A 16,897-nucleotide genomic window follows, 5' to 3' on the forward strand; every position below is an offset into this window, starting at 1 on the left:
CACGCTCTAAATTAAGACACATCTTTCCGTAAATCTGCCGTGTCCCAAGCTTGATCAACTTCATGAGGTAAATCGTAATTATCAGACTGAAAGATTTCTTGCAGATCATCAAATAGCTGATTACTACGTGCGACTAAACCACTTTCATCTTCGTGGATTTCCGCCATCTCATACATCGCTTCAATATCATGATGACGGAATGTTTGGGCATCATGGTGGGCACGATAAGCACGGAATCCCAAGAGTTTGAGAGCTTCAATTCCCATATGCAAAGAAGCTTCAAAGGTTTCCCGTTCAATCACATCAACCTTACGGTGAATCAGCTGATAAGCATGGCGACGGTCTACAGCCCTAACTAATAATTTAAGGTGAGGAAATTCTTTTTTTACCAAGTCGATCATATGCAGACATTTCTCCACATCATCGATCGCAATAATTAGCAGCTTGGCATGTTCAGCTCCAGCAGAATGAAGCAAATCCATGCGTGTTGGATCACCATAAAAAACCTTATTGCCAAATTTACGGAGCATCTCAATGTGGACAGGATCACTATCGAGAATAGTGGTCTGGAAGCCATTGGCAATCAGTAAGCGACCAATAATCTGACCGAACCGACCGAAGCCCGCAATGATGACTGGGGTTTCACCGTCATCAATTTTGTCAGGTTCTGGTTTTTTTGTAGTGACCTTAAAGCGTGGTTGGATTAAACGCTCATTGAGGATGATCACCAGAGGCGTTAATCCCATCGAGAGAGCAACCACCACAATCAGTAATGCAACTATCTCTTCCGGCAGAACATTACTAGTAAGGGCAAAGGAAAAGAGCACAAAACAAAATTCGCCACTCTGAGCCAAAGCGGTTGCAAAGAATAGGTTTTCGCCAAAGGGTTGTTTGAAAAATTTACCAAGGACAAAGAGGATTACGCCTTTTAAGAACATTAACCCTATTACTAGGCTAAGGACGAGTAAGGGCTGTCCAAACAAAATCTTGAAATCAATACCTGCGCCGACGGAGATAAAAAATAATCCTAAAAGTAGACCTTTAAAGGGTGCAACATTGGTTTCGAGTTCATGGCGGTACTCATTATCGGCAAGGACAACACCTGCGACAAAAGTCCCGAGCGCTGGGGATAAACCCACTTGAGCCATCAGTAGTGCAATACCAATCACTAGGAGGAGTGCTGTTGCAGTAAAGATTTCTCGCATTCGGGTGTCGGCAATAAATCGGAAGATTGGGCGCATTAAAAAACGACCAATGACGATAATGCCTCCCACTGCACCCATGACGAGGATGGTTTGCTGCCAACCAGGACGATCAACGGTATTTGCAGCGGCGGCAATGATATCTGTGGAGGCGACTAGGGCAGTGTCGGTTTTCGGTGGGGCGATCGCCAGTAGAGGCATAAGAGCCAACATCGGGATTACAGCAATATCCTGAAACAGCAATACAGAAAAGCAAGCTTGACCTGCTTCGGTACGCATTAAGCCTTTTTCACTGAGAGTTTGGAGAACGATCGCCGTCGAAGATAATGCCAAAGTCATGGCGATCGCCAGACTGCTTTGTATCGGTTGTCCCAATGCCAGAGCTATTAGGGTAATTACCCCCGTGGTGACAGCAACCTGCAATCCTCCCAAACCGAGAATAGGCCCTCGCATTCGCCACAATAATGAGGGTTGTAGTTCTAAGCCGATGAGAAAAAGCATCATCACGACACCAAATTCGGCGAAGTGCATGACACCTTCTTCCGCGCCGACTAACTGAATACCAAAGGGGCCAATCACAATCCCTGCAATTAGATATCCCAACACAGAGCCTAAGCCCAGCCGTTTCGCAAGGGGGACGGAGAGCACTGCCGCCATTAAATAAATAAATGCTTGAAAAAAGAAGTCTTGGCTATGCACTCGGCACCTCGGCAGGAGAAGAAAGGATCGGATCTAGGTTGTCGTTAATGTATTCAAGGTTAACGAGATTTTCCCACTGGATTTGATTCTGACGTAAAGCTTTTAAAACTTGGCGATATTTTGTAACGTGCTCATCGAGTTGCTGGCGATCGCCAAATTTTAGTGCCCCATGAATGACAAAAGGTGGAAGATAATTCATGCCGCAGAGTCGCGCAGTTTGCTCAAAAGGAACTAACAATTCCCGCATCGAATAATGGTTGTCTCCCTCACGACAATAGGTTTCTTTCATACCGCCTGTGGAGATAACAGAGAGGCACCGTTTCCCTTGGAGTTCGTCGCCTGTTTTACCGTAGGCAAAGCCATAGGACAACACCAAATCCTGCCATTTCTTGAGAATTGCAGGGCTGCTATACCAAAAAAAAGGATGTTGCCAAACAATAATGTCATGCTCTCTGAGAAGTTGTTGTTCCCGAGGGACATTGATATGGAGATCTGGATATTCCTCATAGAGATCATTGATCGTAATGCCATCAAGATCGGCGATCGCCTCCAATAAAGCCCGATTCACGCGAGACTTCTGGAGAGCCGGATGGGCAAATAAGATCAAAATCCGATTGGTGGCAGTCATGACAAATGATGTGAAGTGGACGAATAGCCGTGATCTACTCATTGTGAGCCCAAATCAACTGGAATGTCAGCTTCCCACTAATAAAATCAGCGACTTAATAGATTTTTTCTGTAGATCTATTATCACAATCGCTTCCCCGTGGCGATCGCCTTGTCTTTTTCAATGAAAGCTGTCGCTGCTGCCACAAGACAATGATCTAGGCTTAAAACATTGAATAGGCAGGAAATAAGAGGTTCATCAGCAGAATGAAAACATTAACCGAAGATTCATTGCATACAAGTTGCAAAACCGCTTTTCTTTGATACTTTGGGCGTTATATAAGTCAATTCTGTCTAAAACAGTCTCTGGTTCTCACTTGTTTGGTGTGGGTCTTGTTCTATGAATCTTTTGTTAAATCTGATTTCCTTCTGTGGAATATTCGGGCTATGCGGCGTTGCATGGCTTGGCTCAGAAAACAAGAAAATTGTTCCGTGGAAAATTATTGGTGTTGGTGTTGGGATGCAGTTAGTGATTGGCTTTTTAGTCTTCACTGTTCCGATTACTCAGCAATTCATTGTTTTTCTCAATGATCTCCTTAATTCTTTTATTGCCGCTGCCGAACAAGGTAGTCGCTTTATGTTTGGTTCGGTATTAGTACCACCGGCTCCAACTGGAGGTGCGGGCATTGGGACTGCGGCAACATGGCTTGTGAATACTCTGGGGTCGTCTTATGTCCCTGGGGCAGACGCTGCACTCGGCGGTGCAAATCTCAATCTTGGCTATGTATTTGCCTTTAGAGCATTACCACTCATCATCTTTTTCTCTGCCCTGGTCGGTTTACTCTATCGACTTGGCATTCTCCCTTTCATCATCAGCATCTTCGCTAAGTTTTTCCGGAAAGCTATGGGCATCAGTGGTGCCGAAGCTTTATCCGGTTCTGCCAATATTTTTGTAGGAATCGAATCGGCGATCGCCGTGAAGCCTTTCCTTGCCGAAATGACCCGCAGTGAACTCTGTGCGATTCTCACCAGTTGTTTTGGTTCTATTGCCTCTACTGTTCTAGGACTCTATGCCGGATTTTTATTGCCCGTTTTCCCAAGTATTACTGGTCACCTAATGTCGGCATCCGTGCTGACGATTCCCGCATGTTTTGTTATTTCAAAAATCCTTGTGCCGGAAACCGGTGAGCCTGTCACAATGGGCGGCGTTCCAGAAGAGGAAGAGGACCCAGATAAACCTAAGCAAAGCATTATGGACAGCATCATCCTCGGTGCATTGGATGGCGTCAAAATGGCTGTAGGTATTGCTGCTGTACTAATTGCAATCGTCAGCTTAGTAAAACTGCTTGATAGTTCTTTCGCTGGCTTAGCTGGTTTACAAACAAGCGAAAACGCCATATTAGCTATGGTTGGTAGCTTATTTAAATATGTCAGTTTAAATAATATTTTCGGTGTTTTATTCCTACCTCTTACCTTTTTAACTGGTGTCTCTCTCGACCCTTCTGAACTTTGGCAAGCTTCGGTATTAATTGGACAGCGCGTCTTACAAACCTCGATTCCACCTTATCTTCAGCTCGCAAGTTTGGCGCGGGAAGGTGCATTAAGTGATCGCACTTTATTGATCGTGAGTTATGTTCTCTGTGGCTTTGCCCATGTCCCGTCCTACGGCATTTTTGTCGGAGGTCTCGCAAATCTTGCACCTTCACGACGTAGCGAAATCGGTTCCCTCGGCTGGAAAGCGCTCTGGGGTGCAACTCTCGCAACTCTTATGACTGGTTGTATCGCTGGTCTATTCTTCTTCGGCGGTAGCAACGCCGCAATTTTAGGTCGATAAATACTAAGGAAAAATGATGTTAAACCGTAAACGTTTTTGGACAATCGGACTTGCCTTTATGACAGCCCTCAGTGTGATGGGCTTTACCTTAGGCAATTTCATTGCTGTCCATGCTGAAACCTCTAGCTATCAAGATCCTGCTGGACGCTTTGAAGTCGCAATTTTACCTAGCTATAAAATGACACCTGTTGCGGGTATGTTTGTTGTGGAGTCCGCAGAAGGGGACGTTGCTTATACAGTATCTGTGCGCCCAAAGGCTTCCGACCGTTATCTCGAAGATAATGAATTAGCTCAAGTCGCACTGGATACCCTAGCGGCAGGAGAAGGATTTGTTCCAGGAGTCTTTGCTGGCAATGATATTGGTGTCGAAATTCCTTGGCGCGGGACGCAAGGTAAAACACCTGTATCTGGTACCGCTTTTGCACGGCAAACAAATAATTCTGTTTTAGTACTCAGCATTTCGACAACGGCAGAAAATACAGACAATATTGCGCAGATTTTGCCAGATTTATCCCAAAGTTTAAAGCCCATTGAATAAGGCTTAATGATAAGCAAAAGAATAGAAGGATTGTTCAGTCATCACAATGTTATGTGGTGGCTTTTTTATTGCAATGATAAACATAGCCATAGTAACCAGCTTGGCGAGTTTTTTGTGGGGTTTCACAAAGTTTTGGCGTCGAATCTTCCTGTAGATTTAGTGTCCATAATTTAAATTCTTGATTTGGGTATTTAGCAATAATTTGCTCAAAATCAGGATGATAGTTTTCTGGGTTGTCTTGGTAGGGAATAAGAGCAAAGGAAATATCGCTAGGGCTTGAGCTGCGATATCTTTCCCAGGCGATCGCCATCATTTCGCCAATTTGAACAATACTTTTGTGATAGGTCAGAATTAGAGCCGGTTGAGCGTCTTTTTCAATCTGCTGAATGATCGGAGTGGGTTGGTAAGGTTTTTGGTAAGCCAAATTATTAATGACAGTCAGGCTACCTAGAAAACTGAGGCTCAGAATAAGGGCGATCGCCTGAGAGCCAGATTTAGAGAAAAAAACAAATATCTTTTGAGATTGAAAAAACTGACTATTATTTCGTTGCCAAAAATGACTCATCCCAATAGCGACAAGTAAGATGATCGCTGGAAAATAGATGAAGTGATAACGTGCGCCACGGGTGATATCGTAACCAAACCCATAGGTCAAAATAATAAATAGCCCCCAAGCTATCACCACAAATCGAGTTAGAAAAAAAATTAAAGGTTGGTATTGGGGATTGTTTATTTGATGGGAAATACCTTGTTGCCAAAATCTAAAAAGTTTGAGGATAAATATCACCATCAAAATGCCTGACACAATAATAATTGAGACCACCGGAGCTTTTACTGGCAACACGAAAATCATCGTTGCTAAAGCATAAATAAATTGTCCTACTGGGAAAAAGAATTCTGACCAATCTGAATAGTCCAGTCGAATCCAATCGGTCATGGCGCTGCCGTAGCTAGACGGGAGAACTTGAGTTATCCAAATCAAGCTAAAAAATGCCACACCAATCACAACAGAAACAATGCGTAGTGATTGGGATTTATTAGGCAAAATTTTGTGGGTATAGAGTAACCAGATAAAGGCGATCGCCTGGGCGATTAGGGTTAGTGCGAAAAAGTAGTGGGTTAAAAGGCCACAGATATTGATGCTCAGCCAACCAAAAATGATGAAATAAGATAATGCTTTTTTTTCGAGCAGACAATTGATGCAATGGAGACAGTAGCCAAAAGAGGCGATCGCCACCAAGATAATCAGTGAGTAATGTCGAGCTTCTTGGGCAAGATAAATATTAAATGGAGAAAGTGCCATTAAAGCTGCACTGATTTGGGCAATTGATTCTGATTTAAAGGATTTTTTTGCTATCCAATAGATCGCAAAGATACCGACAATACTAAAAATCACAGATAGATAACGAATGCTATTAATGGAGATATAGTTGTCTGCCTCTAAAGGAAATAATTTTTGCCATAGATTAGCTATCAAAAAATATAATGGTGGGTGATTATCTTGTTGGATCAGTAAAGCTGCAACATCTTTTAGATTATGTATAGGATATCCTTTGAGAGGAGCTAAAAGTTCTGCTGGAGATATAATTGTGTTAATGGAAATCTGACTATAATCATCTCCACGAGAATAAAAAACTGTTGCAAATTCATCAGTCCAAGGCGGTTTTGAGCCTAATTTAAATACTCGTAAAATGCCGCCGATAATCATCCAAAATGAGACTAAAAGATAAGGTCGTGATTTGAGAAGATTATTTATCATTTATCTTAATACAGGGTTCGGCTACAGAGTGTCATTAAGAAATAGTGGCTGAGTCTATGATTAGAAAACTTGATGAAGAAATGCACAATATTTCTTGTTGTAGCAATAAGTATGGCGATCGCCCTATAAAAAGATTGATGCGATACAGTAGAATACTCCTTGGTTCAACCATTGAAAACATAGATTGAGATTAGGTTACGCAGATTTATGGATGCAAGACTTCGGGTCGAATTGGGAGAAAATAGCTACGATATTGCGATTGTCAATGGTCAACTGGCACGCATCGGTTCGGAACTGAGCCAGTTAAATCTTGGCAAGAAGATTCTAATTATCTCGAATCCTGAAATTTTTGGGCATTACGGCGAAACGGTCGTCGGTTCCCTTTTGGAAGGTGGTTTTGATGTCTGTAGTCATCTAATTCCGGCAGGCGAAGAATATAAAAATTTGGCATCGATTCAGCAAGTTTATGATACAGCTCTAGAAAATCGTATTGAGCGTTCCTCCACATTTTTGGCTTTGGGTGGTGGCGTTATCGGTGATATGACCGGTTTTGCAGCGGCAACATGGCTACGCGGCATTAATTTTGTACAGGTGCCAACATCATTACTCGCAATGGTTGATGCGTCGGTGGGGGGTAAAACAGGAGTTAATCATCCCCAAGGCAAAAATTTGATTGGTGCTTTTTACCAACCCAAATTTGTCATGATTGATCCTACAGTGCTAAAAACGCTTCCAGTGCGGGAGTTTCGGGCTGGGATGGCAGAGGTGATCAAATATGGTGTGATTTGGGATCAGGAGCTATTTAAAGAATTAGAAACAGCAGAAAGCATCGACAGCTACGACAGTATTAAGTCCGATTTGCTCGATTTGATTCTGGAGCGGTCTTGTCAGGCAAAAGCGGATGTAGTCAGTCAGGATGAACGGGAGTCAGGGATTCGTGCCATTTTAAATTATGGTCATACTCTCGGTCATGCGGTGGAAAGTTTGACTCACTATAAGCAGTTTGTGCATGGGGAAGGGGTCGCGATTGGCATGGCTCTAGCGGGGGCGATCGCCATGAAAATGAGTCTCTGGACGAATGAAGAAGTACAACGACAGGATGCTCTGATTAAGAAAGCTGGTTTGCCAATTGAATGTCCGAGTCATCTAGAGGTGAAAGATATTTTGCGGACACTCCAGAACGATAAAAAAGTGCGGGCTGGCAAAGTGCGGTTTATTTTGCCCACGAAAATTGGCGAAGTGCTGATCACAGATCAGGTCAGTTCAGAACTCATTCAGGATGTGCTGGCTCCAGTCACTCTTTAATAACTAGTCCACAAACCAATGTTTCCCCGCAAATCCAAACGCTCTCTGGCCACCAAAGGCTTGGGCGAGTCTGGTGACAAATTGGTGACCAATCTCCGTTTCAAAAACTGTTGAAAAGACTAAATCTGCCTCGGGATTCGTTTCGCAAAACTGCTTGAGCTGCGATGGAAAGCCCATAATGGCTGGCTTCAAAACATAGATAAATGGCGAATTCGGTGTGTAATGAGCTTTCAGTGAAGCGATAGTGCAGACTGACTCATCAAGGGTGATCGCCGTCCGATATTTCTGCTGGAATATCAAGGTATCTTGGTGTTGCTTGGGATGGAATGGCTGTTCGATAAAGTCGATTTGAGATTGCTGATCTGCCCACTGAAACAGCACCTCAGCTTCGGCGATCGCCAACCGCCCGTTTGCGTCTAATCGTAACTTTGCAGAGGATGGCAGTAACTCTAAAATCTGTTCACAGAAAGCTATCTCTCGATGAATATCGCCGCGATGAATTTTGATTTTGAAGGTATCGTGACCCTCTTTGATGAGTTGTTGTAATTGTTCTGGATTGGTCTCGCGCAGATCTGCGGTGCGTGGAATAAGTTGGCAGAGCATCGTTACGGAAATCGGTTTTATCTCTGGCTGCCACTCAAATCCCATCAAGGCTGACCCAAACCCAAATTGGCAAGCTGGATATTCTGTCGAAATTGAATAAATATCTTCGGTGGTGATTCGCTCTCCAAATCCTTCGCACAGGGCGATCGCCTGCTGAACAGTCTCTGTCCCAAACTGAGTCAAAGGCGCGATTTCTCCTTGGGATTGACGACCTGCCGTATTGGTGAGCGTCACAATAATCCCTTGACGCATCGCCATCACACCATGATTAGTCCGGAGCGGTTGCGCTAATCGCCGCTCATAAGGCTGAAAACTCAGTTTGTATTCCGTCATCTGTCGCTCGCTGCCGGTGAAAAGAATTAGTCTAAGCTTTTCAGAAATTGCCTAAAGGCGTAAATTGCTAGTCCAGCACAGAACAACGCCCCGAACGCCACAAAACTTTTGCACAAAAGCATTTCCCATGCAGGCGGGAAAAAAGGAATAAAAACGCTACAGCTCCCACCCTCCGCAAAGAAAGCAACCCAGCCAGCGACGGAACCCATCGTCACAAACCACAACACCGCACAGAGGTGGTTAAACCAAGGATATTTTTGCCCGAAAATCATCATCAAGCCCGTGGTTACAAACACCATGCCACATGCAAATAGCACCCACAGCGGCGCATGGATTGTCGAGGGGTCTGTTTTCAAGATACCAGTAGATGCGGCGATCGGAAAAAATCCCAGCACAATGCAAAAAATGCCAAGAAAAGGATTTTGGGAAGTTGGTGGAGAAGACATAGTCAGAAATTGCGGAGGCTCTCAAACTATCTTCGTATAATTATGAGCAGTGGGATTAGAGCGAGCAGCGACAGAGTAGATGAGTGATACGCCACAGTGGGTATTAGACAAGATTGCAGAGGTTAAAGCCCAAGGTTCAACAGAGTTAGATTTAAGTGCTCCAGAGATTGACGGAGGCGACTTGACAATAATTCCGCCGGAGGTATTTGAGCTGGATTTTTTAACTAGCTTGGAGATTTGTCGTCACAAAATTCAATTTATTCCCAGTGAAATTGCCCAACTTGAAAACCTCACGACTTTTCATCTTAGCGGAAATAAGATTAAAAAAATCCCTGTAATACTATGTCACTTATCTAATCTTCAAGAGCTATATCTTTATGACAATCAGATCACAGAAATTCCAGTAACTATCAAACAATTATCTCACATTAATATTATTGATTTACACAACAATAATATTAATGACTTTTCAAACTTAAGTGAACTGATATCGCTCAGACAACTATATCTTGGCATGAACAGGATTAACTTAATTCCACCATCGATAGGTAAATTAAAGGGTTTAGTTGTTCTAGAACTTTTAATCAATAATATAGCTGTTATTCCAAGTGAAATATGCCATTTAAAATCCTTAGAGATTTTGTCTCTTGACTCTAACTTATTATCTGAATTACCTGAAGCTATAAAAGATTTGAGTAAGCTCATGCAGCTTACATTATCGAGGAATAGAATTAAAGAAATCCCAGCTTGTATTTTTCAATTAAAAGAACTACGACTTTTGTCTTTATCATCCAATGAAATTAGTCAAATCCCTAAAGATATTTGTAAATTAGAAAAGCTTGAAAAACTTATTCTTAAAGGAAGCACTAATGTAGTATACCCACGTGATTATTCATGGCGAATCAATGTAAGTAAAAACGATGAAAACCCTATAGAAATTCCACCACCTGAAGTTGTGGATCAAGGCTTAGAAAGCATTCGGAATTATTACAAACAAATCCGAGAAGAAGGCATCACCAAACTCTATGAAGCCAAACTTTTAATCGTTGGAGAGGCAGGCGCAGGAAAAACAACCCTTGCTAATAAAATTCTTGATCAACATTACGAGCTTCAACCCGAAGACACCACCCACGGCATCGACATCCACGAATATATTTTCCCGTACCAAGACCATGACTTTCGCGTAAACATTTGGGACTTTGGCGGACAAGAAATTTACCATGCCACCCACCGCTTTTTCCTTACCGAAAGATCCGTTTATATCCTTGTGGCCGACGAACGAAAAGAAGATACCGACTTCGACTATTGGCTCAATATTATCCAGCTCCTCGGCAAAAAAAGCCCTGTCATCGTACTGCTCAACGAAAAGCTCGGCCGCAAACGCAAAATTAATGAAAGTGCCCTGCGCGGACAGTTCCCCAACCTCAAAGAAATCATTTCCCTCGATTTGTCTAAGAGCGAAGAAATCCCCAAGCTGGTTAATAAAATCCAAGCTTATCTCCAGACCCTTGATCATATTGGTGACCCACTGCCAAAAACTTGGACAAATCTCCGTACTTTTCTAGAAACTGATGGCCGTAATCACATTACTTTGCAGGAATATATTGACCTGTGTGATGACTTTGGCTTTAAAGAAAACACCGATAAACTTTCTCTGAGCCAATATCTCCATGACCTCGGCATTGTTCTGCACTTCCAGGATGATCCACTGCTAAACAAAACCGTTATTCTCAGTCCCGAATGGGCAACTGATGCTGTTTATCAGATCCTCGACCACCCCGAAATCATTGAGAACTATGGCACTTTTAGTCGGAAAGATTTACAGCTCATCTCGATTAATACAGCTTTCGATAACATGCATGATGAAGTCTTGCAGTTAATGATTAAATTCAAGCTTTGTTATCGCATCACTGAAACAGCGAATATTTATATTTCACCGCAGCTCTTAAATCCCCAACAACCTAAATATGGTTGGAGAAAATCGAATAATCTCATCGCTGAATATCGCTATGACTTTATGCCAAAAGGGATTGTTAGTCAGTTTATTGTGGAGATGAATCGACTAATTAAAGACCAAAATCTGGTGTGGCGTAGCGGCATTATTCTCCACAAAGATAATACTGATGCTGAGGTGATCGAAAATCTTGCCCAACGAAAAATCACCATTCGGGTGCGCGGCGACCATAAACAGAATTTACTGACGGTTATTTTCCATGAGTTGGATAAGATTCATGACTCCTACCACGGTCTACAAGTCGATAAACTAATTCCTTGTAACTGCACTGAATGTAAGCCGAAACCAAACCCTGAACTTTTCCCATTTGCAGATATTAAATGGGCAATATCGAAACATCAACCGACTCTCCAATGTCGCCGAAGTTTTGAGCTAGTAAAAGTACAAGGCTTAATCGACGAAATATATGATCCTTCTACCAATCTGCCTCCCCCCATCCCCAATACAGAATTCCTGGGAGACGAACGAATTATTATTAAAGACAGCACCGTTAATATCACTCCTAAAGCTGTGACTGAACCAAAGCCAGAATCCCCCATCTCAAACGATGCCACCCCAAAATTACCTGTTGTGCTCACCAGCTCCTTCGCAATGGGTTATTTGTTTGCCCTTGTCGCCGTAGTGATTCTGGTTGCGGCCAGTGTTCTGCATCCTATTTCTCTGGCGATCGCCCTAATCGGAATCACGATGTTGTATGTTCTGATTGGTGTTTTCACTCTACGAGCTGCCGACCAAACCAAAGATGAGTCGATGGTTCAGCTTGTCACAATCGTGCTTCAGCAACTTCCGGTACTTGGTAATGTTGTTAGTGCAATTAGAGGGATAGCAAATAAAGGAAATTAATTTTATTCAATCAATAATGGAATCCGTTTTTTCTGGTCAGAAAATTAGTTTATATTTAGGCGATTCCATAGTCTTAGATAACCTGAATTTTGAAATTTTGGCAGGAGAAAAAGTTGGCTTAATTGGGTCTAGCGGTGCAGGAAAAAGTTCATTTTTAAGTCTGCTCAATGGTCAATGGCAATCAACCGATGGCAACCTAAATATTTGGGGTGATTCTTTCGCCAAACTTCAAGGAAAACGACGACGACGAGTGCAGCGCAAAATCGGCACAATTTATCAGCAGCTCAATTTAGTGGAAAGTTTGGCTGTTGTTCATAATGTGAATGCGGGGAATTTGGGGCGATGGTCTTTTCTGAAAGCCGCAGTTTCGTTGTTTTTTCCTTTAGAGCAGCAGCGAGTGCACTGGGCATTAGAGCAGGTTGGTATTCCCGAAAAGATGTTTGCGAAGACTAGCGAATTGTCAGGTGGTCAGAAACAGCGTGTGGCATTAGCGCGAGTTCTCATCCAAGACCCGGAAATTATTTTGGCGGATGAACCAATCTCCAGTCTCGACCCACAGCTCAGTCGCGACATGATGGATTTGTTGGTGGATTTGTGCGATCGCCACGGTAAGACATTGGTGGTGAGTTTGCACTCATTAGACTTTGCAAAAAGTCACTGCGATCGCCTAATCGGTCTAAAACAAGGCAAAATCCTCTTTGATTTACCTGCGGATGCCGTTACCGATGCCCAACTCGATCACCTCTATAGTGATAGCCCTTTATACTAGATGTCTGGATTTTATGAAGAGCAAGAATGGCGATCGCATCAAACGCACGACCAAAAGATAATAACGATTGGCAGTTGGCTGGCAAGCTGATTCCCTACGCAAAACGCAATATTGTCACCCTTTTGATCTCCATTGTGTTGCTCATTCCTCTGGCGATCGCCGGAGCCATTCAGCCTTTGGTGATTGGTCAAGCGATCTCCTTGTTGCGGGGTGAAAAAGTCTGGTCTGTTTTGGCGGATTTGTCCGTGACCGATGGCCTCAATCGCCTAATTTTTATTCTCTGTGCCACGATTTTAATTCGTCTTGCCTTCGCCTCGATCCAAGGATTTTTAGTCCAGAAAGTTGGTCAAGAAATTACTGCGGGAGTTCGCCAAGATCTATTCGATCATGTGACATCCTTATCCTCACGCTTTTTTGATCGGATGCCCGTCGGAAAACTCGTCACCCGTCTCACCAACGACGTTGAAGCATTGGGAGATGTTTTTGCCAGTGGGGCGATCGGTATTCTCAGCGACATTATCTATTTGTTGGTGATTATCTTCACGATTTTTGCTCTGCAATGGAAATTGGCAACCTTGCTAATTTTGATGTTGGTACCTGTCGCCTTCTTGATCATTTATTTCCAGAGCCAATACCGCAAAGCAAACTACCAAGCCCGCGAAGAACTCTCCCAGATGAATGCGATGCTTCAGGAGAATGTTTCTGGCATTAATGTCGTGCAACTGTTCCGCCGTGAAGCGCTCAATAGCGAGATGTTCCGTTCTGTAAATGACCGTTATCGTGATGCTGTAAACACCACAATTTTTCACGATTCTGCCGTTTCCTCTACTCTCGAATGGATATCTCTCGTGGCGATCGCCGGTGTTTTGTGGCTTGGTGGTTGGTTCATCTACCAAGATGCTCTAAATTTCGGTGTTTTGGCCGCATTCATCCTCTATTCCCAGCGACTCTTCAATCCCCTACGTCAGTTCGCGGACAAATTCACCATGTTTCAGTCAGGCTTTACGGCGATTGAACGGATTAACGAGTTGATGGCAGAACCAATTGAAATTAAGGATCGCGATCAAGACTCCCTCACCGCCGCAAATCTCAACGAAACAGCTTCCGGTGAAATCATTTTCGATAACGTTTCGTTTGGCTATAAACCCGGCGAATATGTCCTAAAAAATCTGAATTTCAAAATTAAATCCGGCGAAAAAATTGCCCTTGTGGGCCCCACAGGTGCAGGAAAAAGTTCCATTATTCGTCTGCTTTGTCGTCTTTATGACCCAACCGAAGGCCGAATTTTGGTTGATGGCGTTGATATCCGTGACATTCCCCAAGAAGAATTACGACGTCATGTGGGCGTAATTTTGCAAGAAAGCTTTTTGTTTACGGGTGATGTCCAACGCAACATTACCCTCGGCGAAGACTATCCCTTCTCCGAGGTTCAGCGAGCCGCTCAAATCACCAATGTCGATAGCCTAATCGAAGAATTACCCCAAGGCTACAACACCGCATTGCGGGAACGTGGCACAAACCTTTCGGGTGGGCAAAAACAACTACTAGCCTTCGCCCGAGTTGCAATTCGCGACCCGAAGATTTTGGTATTAGATGAAGCAACAGCTAGCCTCGATGTCGGCACAGAAGCCCTAATTCAATCTGCCCTCGATCAGCTCCTCGAAGAACGTACTGCAATTATCATTGCCCACCGACTTTCTACTATTCGCGATGTCGATAAAATCATCGTCCTCAAACAAGGTGAAATCATCGAAACAGGCAACCACGACGAACTGCTAGAACTTAACGGTCTATATGCAGGTTTACATCGTCTTCACATGCTCGGTGAGTAGACTTTTTTTAGCAAGATTGAATTTCAATAATCGTATTTAGAACTTGCTCTGATATGTGAGATTTTTGTATGACAGAAAAGTCATCAGAATCATCGTGAAGTCCGTGAGATAGTACGAAGGCTAGTCCTTGCTCAAAAGTGATTATTATACCGACCTCATTAGGTAAGTCCTCATATAGAACATTGATTGGCTTTTGTTTGAGAATGGTAAAATCACAGACTTTTTGACCGATAAGTTTTCTCCAGAGTAAGTGACTATATTTTCGATCTCTTGCTTCTATAGGGAATAGTTGCGCATCTGATTCTATAGGTTTGCCACTTTGCACAACTTCATTTTGATCTTCTTCAATCCACACAGTCACAGAATTTAGGGATGGATTACTTGCTGCTCCGATCACTAACCCAGAATCGAAGTACAGGAGTAGAGGGCCTGCTGTTAGTGAAAAAACTTCGTGTTCATCAATGTCAGCTTGAGCAGTAGATTCTTCAGCAGACCACCAACTGTATCGAATAAGGTTTTCTACTCTCTGCCCAATTATCTTTTGTAGAAGTTCAATCTGACATGATGGAATATTTTCAAAATAAGTATTAGTCATTTCATTCTAGGTTTAATGGAAATGCGATATTCAGCTCCCATAGTGAGTTTCTGATTATAGAGATCAACCACAACCAGAATATCTATGTTTAAGGTAGAACTCCTATCCAAGAGATAATTTGGGTTGTGCTGTTATCAGCAAAAGAACGGGTTGCTTTGACTTCAATTTCTACGCCTGTTCCACTCTGAAGATATTTGAAATTCATCGGGAGATCGCCGAGATGAAGAAGAAATTCTTCGCCATTTTTTTCGAAGTAAGCAGGGTCTAAATCAGCTTCATAGCGACTAGTATAGGTATAGCCTTCGCGGAACTCTGGGTTAGGGTTGCGGGTTCGATAAATAACTCGGAAATCTGTATTGATCCAATCTGGATATTGTCCAAGATCGACAAGGGTCATTTTGAGGTCTCGGCCTTCTCCATTTACGCTCTGGCGAATGAGTTGAGTTGCATCGGATTTGGCGATCGCCCTTTTTACGGTCACCTTATAACCCTCACCTTGGCGCATCACATCATAATCCAACCAAAGATCACCCGTTTGTTTCGCTGAAAGATCACGGCGATCGCCCAACCTTAGTTCAAATTCTGCATCGTTAAAATTCGCTTTGGGCTGAGCTGCTTGCCAAACGAGAGAAACAGGTACTTCCACAAATTCGACATGCTCTTTGTAGTTATTCGGGACGCGTGAGCCACCAGCTAATTTACTCAACAAACCGGACTGCGATCGCCAAATATTTTTAGAGAGGGTCACCCCTGTATTTTCGAGCTGAGCAACAGAGGCGCGCTTGACTGGATTTTCGCGGGGAATATCCGTGTAATTTTGGACGAGGGTAACCTGACCAAAGCGTCCATCGTCTGCAATCTGGCCATCGCGTCCATCGCGTCCATCAGAACCATCGCGACAATAATAGGTTTTGCGCTTACATTTTTCTTCTTGGTAGGTGGTTCCATCAGCGCGGGTTTTTTCTTCCCACTCACAAGTTTTGATACGCCATGAATTGTGATAACAATCGCACCCTTCGCCGCCATAGCCACCGCGGCCAGATTCTCCAGCTAGTCCACCACTGTTATTAATAAAAACGCTTCTTAAATCTTGGGGTTGCTGATAAAAAATTGTGACATTGCCACCATTGCCGCCGCGCCCTGCATCGCCACCATGACCGCCATCGCCGCCATCTGCACCGTTGATATTACGTTCTGGTCGATCCCAATAAATGGGACAAATAGCCGATTCACCATATTCACCGTCATCACCGTCGCGACCATCACTACCAGATAGGTCAAAATTAAGCGGTGCTCCCTCAGCATAAATAACTTGATTTACGCCATCAATGCCGTCTCGGCCATCCCTTCCAGAGCGACCATCTTGCCCATCAGAACCCCAATAATTTGACGATCGAAACCAAGGGGCTGCATCAAGGCGATCGCCGGGAAAATAAATAATAGTTAGGGCACTAAAGAGAAGAAGGGCACAGAAGGAGAAAAATCGGCGCGTTTTCATGGATTTGGCTAACAGTGGCTA

General features: G+C 43.4%; 13 protein-coding genes. 6 read left to right on the forward strand and 7 right to left on the reverse strand.

What is annotated here, in order from left to right:
* Nucleotides 1-11: 11 nt before the first annotated feature.
* Nucleotides 12-1,901 (reverse strand): glutathione-regulated potassium-efflux system protein KefC, encoded by a 1,890-nt coding sequence (gene kefC, locus LEPTO7376_RS20100; protein ID WP_015135887.1) that lies wholly within the window; start codon nt 1,899-1,901, stop codon nt 12-14.
* On the reverse strand, nt 1,894-2,529 hold the full coding sequence (locus LEPTO7376_RS20105) for an NAD(P)H-dependent oxidoreductase (protein ID WP_015135888.1): 636 nt from the start codon (nt 2,527-2,529) through the stop codon (nt 1,894-1,896). The genes kefC and LEPTO7376_RS20105 overlap by 8 nt, the downstream gene beginning before the upstream one ends.
* 378 nt (nt 2,530-2,907) lie before the next feature.
* On the opposite strand from LEPTO7376_RS20105, the gene LEPTO7376_RS20110 reads away from it, so the two are divergent.
* Both LEPTO7376_RS20110 and LEPTO7376_RS20115 read left to right on the forward strand, forming a co-directional pair.
* Nucleotides 2,908-4,341 carry a NupC/NupG family nucleoside CNT transporter gene (locus LEPTO7376_RS20110; RefSeq protein WP_015135889.1) on the forward strand — a complete coding sequence of 478 codons (1,434 nt, stop codon included), beginning with the start codon at nt 2,908-2,910 and terminating at the stop codon, nt 4,339-4,341.
* 13 nt (nt 4,342-4,354) lie between these two features.
* Complete coding sequence (locus tag LEPTO7376_RS20115; protein ID WP_160148532.1) at nt 4,355-4,879, forward strand: hypothetical protein; 525 nt, start codon at nt 4,355-4,357, stop codon at nt 4,877-4,879.
* Nucleotides 4,880-4,928: 49 nt separating this feature from the next.
* On the opposite strand, the gene LEPTO7376_RS20120 is transcribed toward LEPTO7376_RS20115, so the two are convergent.
* Nucleotides 4,929-6,587, reverse strand: a complete 1,659-nt coding sequence (locus LEPTO7376_RS20120; protein WP_160148533.1) for a glycosyltransferase family 39 protein — start codon at nt 6,585-6,587, stop codon at nt 4,929-4,931.
* Nucleotides 6,588-6,845: 258 nt separating this feature from the next.
* On the opposite strand from LEPTO7376_RS20120, the gene aroB reads away from it, so the two are divergent.
* Nucleotides 6,846-7,943, forward strand: coding sequence for a 3-dehydroquinate synthase (gene aroB / locus LEPTO7376_RS20125; RefSeq protein ID WP_015135892.1), 1,098 nt, complete (start codon nt 6,846-6,848; stop codon nt 7,941-7,943).
* A gap of 3 nt (nt 7,944-7,946) precedes the next feature.
* Here the strand turns inward: aroB and LEPTO7376_RS20130 are convergent, their stop codons facing one another.
* Nucleotides 7,947-8,879 carry an o-succinylbenzoate synthase gene (locus LEPTO7376_RS20130; protein ID WP_015135893.1) on the reverse strand — a complete coding sequence of 311 codons (933 nt, stop codon included), beginning with the start codon at nt 8,877-8,879 and terminating at the stop codon, nt 7,947-7,949.
* Between the two features lie 26 nt (nt 8,880-8,905).
* Nucleotides 8,906-9,325, reverse strand: coding sequence for a hypothetical protein (locus tag LEPTO7376_RS20135; protein WP_015135894.1), 420 nt, complete (start codon nt 9,323-9,325; stop codon nt 8,906-8,908).
* Nucleotides 9,326-9,404: 79 nt separating this feature from the next.
* Between LEPTO7376_RS20135 and LEPTO7376_RS20140 the strand changes: the two genes are divergently transcribed.
* From LEPTO7376_RS20140 to LEPTO7376_RS20150, 3 genes are read left to right on the forward strand one after another with little or no spacing between them, the layout of a single operon-like run.
* Nucleotides 9,405-12,182 (forward strand): COR domain-containing protein, encoded by a 2,778-nt coding sequence (locus LEPTO7376_RS20140; RefSeq protein WP_015135895.1) that lies wholly within the window; start codon nt 9,405-9,407, stop codon nt 12,180-12,182.
* Between the two features lie 16 nt (nt 12,183-12,198).
* Nucleotides 12,199-12,951, forward strand: a complete 753-nt coding sequence (locus LEPTO7376_RS20145) for a phosphonate ABC transporter ATP-binding protein (protein ID WP_015135896.1) — start codon at nt 12,199-12,201, stop codon at nt 12,949-12,951.
* Nucleotides 12,952-12,977: 26 nt separating this feature from the next.
* The gene (locus tag LEPTO7376_RS20150) at nt 12,978-14,783 is read left to right on the forward strand and encodes an ABC transporter ATP-binding protein (RefSeq protein ID WP_015135897.1); all 1,806 of its coding nucleotides are present in this window, start codon (nt 12,978-12,980) and stop codon (nt 14,781-14,783) included.
* 7 nt (nt 14,784-14,790) lie between these two features.
* Here the strand turns inward: LEPTO7376_RS20150 and LEPTO7376_RS20155 are convergent, their stop codons facing one another.
* Nucleotides 14,791-15,378, reverse strand: coding sequence for a hypothetical protein (locus LEPTO7376_RS20155; protein ID WP_015135898.1), 588 nt, complete (start codon nt 15,376-15,378; stop codon nt 14,791-14,793).
* A gap of 88 nt (nt 15,379-15,466) precedes the next feature.
* The gene (locus tag LEPTO7376_RS20160; RefSeq protein ID WP_015135899.1) at nt 15,467-16,876 is read right to left on the reverse strand and encodes a hypothetical protein; all 1,410 of its coding nucleotides are present in this window, start codon (nt 16,874-16,876) and stop codon (nt 15,467-15,469) included.
* Between the last annotated feature and the right edge of the window lie 21 nt (nt 16,877-16,897).

The organism is [Leptolyngbya] sp. PCC 7376 (genome assembly GCF_000316605.1).
Taxonomy (GTDB): domain Bacteria; phylum Cyanobacteriota; class Cyanobacteriia; order Cyanobacteriales; family MRBY01; genus MRBY01.